Annotated in this window: 4 protein-coding genes and 1 pseudogene; 4 read left to right on the top strand and 1 reads right to left on the bottom strand. The window is 56.3% G+C overall.

Annotated features, from left to right (window positions below; translation table 11 throughout):
* The 4 genes from N7E59_RS11735 to N7E59_RS11725 form a co-directional block, all read left to right on the top strand.
* On the top strand, positions 1-1,450 hold a 1,450-nt coding region (locus N7E59_RS11735), incomplete at its 5' end, for a hypothetical protein (RefSeq protein WP_261625125.1).
* Between the two features lie 435 nt (positions 1,451-1,885).
* Positions 1,886-3,277, top strand: coding sequence for a hypothetical protein (locus N7E59_RS11730; RefSeq protein ID WP_261625124.1), 1,392 nt, complete (start codon positions 1,886-1,888; stop codon positions 3,275-3,277).
* A 360-nt stretch (positions 3,278-3,637) separates the two neighbouring features.
* Complete coding sequence (locus tag N7E59_RS11910; protein WP_390905051.1) at positions 3,638-4,210, top strand: reverse transcriptase domain-containing protein; 573 nt, start codon at positions 3,638-3,640, stop codon at positions 4,208-4,210.
* Positions 4,211-4,239: 29 nt separating this feature from the next.
* The gene (locus N7E59_RS11725) at positions 4,240-4,947 is read left to right on the top strand and encodes a hypothetical protein (RefSeq protein ID WP_261625123.1); all 708 of its coding nucleotides are present in this window, start codon (positions 4,240-4,242) and stop codon (positions 4,945-4,947) included.
* A 1,364-nt stretch (positions 4,948-6,311) separates the two neighbouring features.
* On the opposite strand, the pseudogene N7E59_RS11720 reads toward N7E59_RS11725, so the two are convergent.
* Positions 6,312-7,465: pseudogene (locus N7E59_RS11720) on the bottom strand (IS3 family transposase).
* Positions 7,466-7,530 lie beyond the last annotated feature (65 nt).

The raw sequence follows: 7,530 nt of genomic DNA, 5'->3' as shown, positions 1-7,530 counted from the left end.
CCTAGTGCGACGCCGGGAGGGGCAACGTGAACTTTCCTTCACCCTCCCTCTACTCGAGCAGTGGTGTGCCGCGCAAGCCGTCCAATCAACTCCCGCCTTGATGGATGAGGCAGTGAGCTCACCTTCTTCTTTCGAATTGTGGCGCTGGGCTATAGCGCTTGTCTTGGAAGAGGCAGAGTGGCCCCGTTACCACGAATTGGTCACACGCTTCTTGGAGCAAGATCTAGGCATGGGGCTCTGGCTCATTCGGGAAAGCTCCAAGCCCAACCTCGGACTGCAAGAACCCGCGGACAATACCCAACAACAAGCAACAAGACTGAAGGAAACGCTCGAACACCTCGTGCGAACATCCCCGTTTTATCAGGAACTGGTCTTTCCACGGCCTGCCGAGGGAGAACAACTCACCGTCGACATGACTGTCACGCGAATGGCCGTAAGCGTCGACTGGTACTCAAACCTGCAAAGTGAAACCGCTTCCCAAATGGAGGCCGCAACAGCACAGTCTTCACGCCCTATCAGCCACTGGACGGTTGTGCCCGTGGCAGAGAAAACCTGGCCCTGGGAGTACATCCGAGAGAGGCCCACTCGCGGTATGGGTATGGAGTCAAGATTCTGGCAACACTTAGACCTCGGATGCTCCGGCGGATTATGGGAACGCGAACGACGCTATGCGCTTGCCTCACAACTCCTCGACCCAGGAATTGGTCCAGCTCCCCAACGGATCAGCCTCGAGAGGCTCCGCAGGAGGCTGGATGAGCTTTCTCAGCATGTAGATCTCAAGTCGCTAGGGAGCTTCAAGGTCGGTCGCCTGAAAGTTTCCGGCGCAGCAGTCAGCGATCTTGTCAACTGGGCCCGCACCTGTTCCGATGATGAGGTTGAGCGTTTAGTTTCCTACCCGATGGCTGACGCGCACACAGTTGACTGTCCTGATGACTTGTTCCCTCAGGAACTGGTTGATACGTATGTATTGGAGACCCACGGTTTCGGCTCAGAGATCTACGATGAAGCCCTGACCGGACTGTTCTCGGCGTTCGAATGGCGGTGGCTATGGCCCGATGGTGCACAACGTGGAGTTATCGGGGTCACCGAAAAACCACCCATGCAGGGAACAGAACGCGACCGCATAGTCATGAAGATCGCCGTACCAGTCCACTTGCTCGATACCATCGAGAATGAATATGGGGCTCCATTTGATCGTTCTTCTAACGGACGCGCTAGGTTTCGCGCTTCTTCAGGGGATAGAGGAAAAAGCTTGCGCGAGGCGGCCTTCGATGTGCTAAATCGAGAAGGGTACCGTGCAAATGGTGGACCTCCTCAGACATGGTCCAGCGGTTTTTTGCGTATGTCCACCGGTCGGCCTGCGAGCTTAGTTGCCCACGATTGGATCCGACAGAGCCTTTCAGCAGTTGGCCTGGATCGCGCTCTATCTGCCACACGTCGCGTGGATTGAATATGACAAGTGCAAGAGCGATTTAAGAGCCGCCCTCGAGGAGTCGTGGTGGCAATGGAGTTCGTCTAGGACTCTCCTCGTGTCCATGGCAGATGGGAGATTCTGAGTAGCCATCACAGGAGGTTTTGAACAGGGGAAGTAGGCGCGTCTCGCGGTACTGGCGACTTCGTCCTTGTGGGACTCGTTGGGAGCGCGCAGACCGAGGTAGCGATCGAAACTTCCCCAGAGTTCAGTCGTTCTTAGTCCCTATCCGTTGCATACCGACGTTGACGATCATCCTACGGCTTCGCGATGACAGCGGACCGGATTGGTGCGAGAAAACGGAAGAGTTCTGGCTCAATTTGAAAGGCTCCCCCCTCTACCGCCCGCTCACAGGGGACATCACCGCGACCTACGCGGCTTTCCTCTGTCGAGTAAAATCTGTAAAAATGACGAATGGACACGGACGAACCCGACTACTTTCTTTTCGTTGGAAACATTGACAGCGAATCGGCCACTACGAAGTTGAGGTCGAGCGGTGTCCCCTATCTCAAGAAGTTGCTTAGTTCGAAGCCTGAAAATTGGGACACGATCGTGGCCATGATTACTTCGCCACACTGTCGTGGCGCACTCGTCGTCCTGCGACGCAGCGACTATGAGGCAATGAACCAACCAGAGTATGAAGAACCGTCTAGAGCACTCCTAGATGCCTTAGCTACCCGCTCCCACATAATCCTCATCCATGAAGCCGTTTTCCTTACTGATGAGCAGCGCGCGGCCAACGACGCGCCGCTACTTGAGTACGAGGTCGAGATCGACATGAACCTCAGGTTTAGCGATGAGGACCGCACTTTCCTTGAATCAATCGGAGAGGACCCCTTTAAGACGGTTTCCGAGGCCACTCGGACTCATGTAAACGCCATGCTCCGGGATCGTCGACTCAACGTCATCCCGTACCGCACGAACGTCGAGCGTTCGGTCATTGCAAGCGGGTTCTTAGAGGACAACGAGCGCGACCTTCTCTTTCGTTTCTACGTTCCCAGCGGGCGTCTTTACGCCCAAGAAGCGGAGGATCTTCTTGGGATGTTCCGCGAGTGGCTTGGCCAGACGGGCCACAGTGATATTCGCCAAGAGGGGTACAGCACCGCCGCAGGCCAAGTCTTTGAGTTTTTCAGCGGAGACGGCCATTCTGAGGGTGGGCTGAGACGCTATTTCGAGGACTTCTCATCTTTCCTCCGTGACTGTGTGGCGACCCCTTCTGCTGCTGTAGTCCGACTCACTGCCAACGGCATCACGGAGGACGCCGCCACAATTATTGTGTCGCGTTACGCGACCCGAGCGAACCGCCTGAGCCTCGATCTCAAACATAGACGGGAAGAGCGAATGCTGGTGCTCAAACATAAGCTCGAGAACGTTGTCCTCGGCATCGACGGGTTGGCGGGCAGGGACCTTGAGGCGGCATTGGACGAGATGCTCCCACCTCCAACGACTAACGGGGTTTTAGAGGGTCCGAAGGTGAACCAAAGTTCATCGCTAACGGTTAATAATTTCAATCCACAGTTCAACAACGACGTGGCCGGCCCTATTGTCCAGAACATCGCGGGAACCATCAATCTCGGAGCGGAAGCCAAAGACTTACTTGCACTCGCTGCGACTTTTGGTGGATCTGAGCGGACTCAACTAGAAACAGCGGTGCACGAGCTAGAGGATGAAGGTGCACGCGGTGCCGAGCGAGTCGCGGCGCGTGGTCGCCTCAAGCGCTTCCTGGCGGATCTTGGCAATCGCGGTCTCGGTGTGGGACTTGACGTCCTACAGCGGTACCTCGAACACAAGATCGGCGTCTCATAGGGGGCCTGACCACCTGGTTGAGATGCCCGTAAACCGGTAGCTCTGCGGGCGCACGCCTGATGGTGGCACCCACCGCGTGGGCCTAATCCGAAAATCCAGTACGCTCAAAGCAACAACCTTCGACAAGTTCGCATTCCGAATCGCCCTAACCCGCCATGACTCTGGACCCGAGGAGCAACCATCCTAAATCTGGACGGACAATACGTCGATACTCTCGCCCTAGAAGAAACCGCCTATGAAACTTTCACACACCCACTTCTAAGCTGGCCACCTCTAGTTTCCGAACGAGCCTTGCAGACCGAGACGAAACGATTGGCGAAGGCGGCGCGAGCGCTTGCCACTACAAGCCTTTCCCCCGGCATGGAAGTTATACCCATGCCTAAACACAGCGTTGGGCCACGACCGGTGGGAGTCCTTGCCCCTTCCACCCGCGTCTTGTACTCAGCCCTGGTACACCAGCTACAAGGAGCTCTGCCTGAGCCCTCTAGGAACGCTAAGTTTGCCGACCACGAATCTTATGGGACAAGCCCAGAGGAGTCTCGGCAATATCCATGGATTATCGATATCGACATCGTCGCCTGCTACGAGTACATAAATCACAACATATTGGCGGACGAGTTACTGCTACAGAGCTTGAATGAAGACGCTGTAAGTGGGCTTCGGAGGCTTCTCGGAGAACTCTTCCCACGCGGCTATGGAATCCCCCAGTCGTTGAAACCCAGTCATCAACTCGCCGATGCGTATCTAGATCGCATCACGCGTGGACTACTCCGCCATGGTTACGCCCTCCATCGCTACGCTGATGATTTTCGAATCTTGGCCCGGAGCCTGTCCGACGCTCAGAACGCACTAGAGACTGCAGCAGAAGAGGCTCGACGAGTCGGCCTAGCCTTGTCGAGTAAAAAACTCGACTCAGAGAAGCGGCCGACGTAAAGGCTGAGCTGGATGCAAAAGAGCGAGTCATGTCTGATTACAAGAATAAGGCTGCCGACACTTTACGATTCATTGAAGCAATTCGTGTTGATTATGATGATGTAGATTTAGTTGAGATTGAAGCCGATACGACAGATATAGATTTTCAGGCTCTAACTTCAATTATTTCGGACTGGGTTGGGGATCCTGATCGCGACTTCATTTACGGAGGGTACGCACTGCTGGGACTCGCCGACGCCCCAGAGCGTCTCCCGCAGGAATGGCTCCTGCAGATCGCTGAGCGCCAGCCTTTGCGGCTTCGCCAAGTAGTTGAGTACCTCGTCGCACGGGAAGAAACGGATGAGAACTGGGAGCTTCTCAAGAAATTGTCTCACCTCGAACGCCTCTCTCCATGGGGGCAACTTTGGTTGCTTTGGGCAGCAGACCGAGTGGGAGAAAGCCAGCTCACTTCTCGCGTCAAATTCCTCGACTGGGCCGAGAAGCTCCTGAAGTCGAAGTTCGAGGTAGCTCGAGCGGAAGCAGCGTGGCTTCTCGCTGGAGCGAACCGTCTTTCCGAGAAAGCGGCTGCTGCTCTTTTCGTAGAGGCTTCAGATATCTCCCAAACCGGGGTCGCCGCCGCAGTCGGTAGACGCGACGGAGCGACTCCCACCGCAGTCGGGAAGTCAATTCAGAGGGAATCCCAGATCCTGAGGAGTGCTTATGAGTGGGGCCGAAATCCCATCAAGAGTTCCGCTTGAAATTTCCAAGGAGTCGGAAGTCGCGCTGCAGCGGCTCGCCCGGCTACATAGAAACCACGCAACCGGCTCTGAACTCATCGTTCTCGAAGTCGCAACAGTCGTAGAAACTTGTGTGAACGACACGATCGACAGACTGGTTGAAAAGGAGTACCGAAGGTTATCGGGTGGCTCGATGCACCTCGCAAGATATCTAGTAACTGAGCACCGTAACGGGCTCACATCCGATTGGCATTCAAGGAAGAAGACACTGCGGCAAGGTCTAGGAATTCATGTCGAGCCTGAATCCGTGCAACAAATGTTCGATAATCTAGTTGAGTTAAGGAACGCACTAGCCCATGGAGGAAATATGTTCACGTCGAAGCAAACATCGAAGAGCAGTTTCTTCTCACTCCGGAAACGTTTAGCCGAGTCGCTGGACGTACACAGCCATGGTTCTCGATTCATGTTTGGCGAAAGGACTGGATATCGAGCCACTCTGGTCGCCCGCGAATACTTAATCGCGCTAGATCAAGCTGTACAGCGCAGATCGAGCCCCTAAAGCGCTCTGCGTCTCACAGACGCCCGAATTCTCCGAGTCGATGAGCCGCCCTAAACTTCTTTAAGACTCGATCACCGGTGAGGTCTACCCATAGCGGCCAGGGACTTAGAACCAGCCGGGGACCATGTCTCCAGTGTCCAATCGATCCACTCCCGATCGATCCTAATGAACACCTCAAGAGTACGTGTGTGGGGAGACCAGGCGACGTTCGTAAATTCGTCATCACCAATGCGTGAAGTTCCCGACAGGCAGTCCAGTTCGAGAATGCCGGAGATGCCGCTCCACCGCCCGCTGTCTACTGTCTCTCATGGCCGAGGTGAGTCTGAGGATTATGACAAGTTAGCGAGAAAAACCCAGTCCCCTGCATGTGTCAAACTCCAGGTCAGCGCACTGACGCCCTGACAGGTTCGGTGAGAACCTACACCCATGTAGGTTCCCGGACAACTTGTCGGAATCCCACTTAATTGGCGGAGAGGGAGTAGTCCCACAGGAGAAAACCGGCGACTGGATCCGATAGGTGAGTATTTCGGCATCTTCGTGAGCCTCGGGCACTCAATCGACACGCGCCAGTTTGATCAGAGGCCCGAATCCCTCCGACAAACCAGGCCCTCACCGGCCTTTCACGGTGTCCCGGTTAGCCCCCCGTCAGCGGGACACCGTGCGGACCACCTATACGGGACACCCCTGTCTGCATGGCATCAACGCTCCAGGTCAGAGGCGGGTGTTCCCGGTTGGGGTTGGTCTATCGGGACGCTGGCCTGAACCGTACTGGGTTTAGTTCCGCTGATGACGTGCCCTGGGTTCTGTTCCCCCGGGATGTGAGAATTCACGAGGTGAGAGCATGAAGTGCCGGAGGCTGTTCGAAGCCTTCTGGTGTGTTCCAGTCTAGGGCGCTGTGGCGGCGTTGTCGGTTGTAGTAGATCTCGATGTAGTCGAAGATCGCATTCGCCAGCTGGAGTCGGGTCTTCCACTTCCTCCGGTTCAGCAGCTCCACCTGCATGGTGCCCCAAAATGACTCAATCATCGCGTTGTCGTAACCATCGCCGATAGTACCCATCGAGCCGACGAGCCCTGCATGACGGAGTCTGTTGCTGAATGCCCATGAGGTGAACTGAGTCCCGTGATCGGAGTGGACCACTGTCTGATGCGGTTTCCGTGCTTCAACGGCCATATCCAGGGCGTTGAGCACCAGCGTGGTGGTCTGCCTGGTGTCGATGGCCCAACCCACGATCCTGCGGGAGTACGCATCGATGACCGCGCAGCAGTAGACCTTGCCTTCTCTGGTGGGGTGTTCTGTGATGTCGGTGCACCACAGCTGGTCTGCAACAGTCGCAGTGAAGTTCCGGTTGACCAGATCGTCGGTGGTGATCAGGTGCTCCCGGTTCACATAGCGTTTCCTCGTCCCGGATAGACCACGTAGCCCCGTGTCAGCCATGACTCGGGCGACCTGATCTCTGCCCACAGCGATGCCGAGGCCGTGGATCAGTTCAGCATGGACTCTGCGGATGCCATAGCAACCCCGCGAAGCCCGGTGGATGTTGGCAATAGTCTCCGCCAGCATCTGATGCCGGAGCGTACGTTGGCTGGCAGGGCGGTCCCGCCAGGCCCGGTAGCCGCGCTCGGTCACCCGCAGCACCTGGCAGGCGGTCTTGGTGCTGATGCCCTGCCCGGTCAGGGCTTCGACGACCGGGAACCGCCTTTTGGGCGGATACCTTCATCCTTGAGCATCGAGGCCGCAAGCCGGGTAGCCTTCAGCTCTTCTTCTAACTGTCGGATCCGCCGCTTCGCATCGGCACGTTCGGTGGCTTGCTGGCTCGTGGCACCTGCGAGCTCTCCGGCATCAATGCGCGCCTGGTGACGCCAACGGTAGATCGTGCCAGCCGAGATACCCAGGTCCTTGGCGAGATCATCGACTCGGCGGCCTTCATCCACCAAGGACAGGACGCGATCTCGGAACTGATGTGAGTACTGACGGGGCATAGTTCCCTCCTACAAGGTTGTGTCAGATTCTCACAACCCAAAGGAACCAAACCCAGGACACGTCA

Origin of the sequence: Nesterenkonia marinintestina, from assembly GCF_025420485.1 — a bacterium.
Lineage (GTDB): Bacteria > Actinomycetota > Actinomycetes > Actinomycetales > Micrococcaceae > Nesterenkonia > Nesterenkonia marinintestina.
Note: the sequence above shows the minus strand (reverse complement) of the source record. Positions and strands in the feature narration are given on the sequence as shown.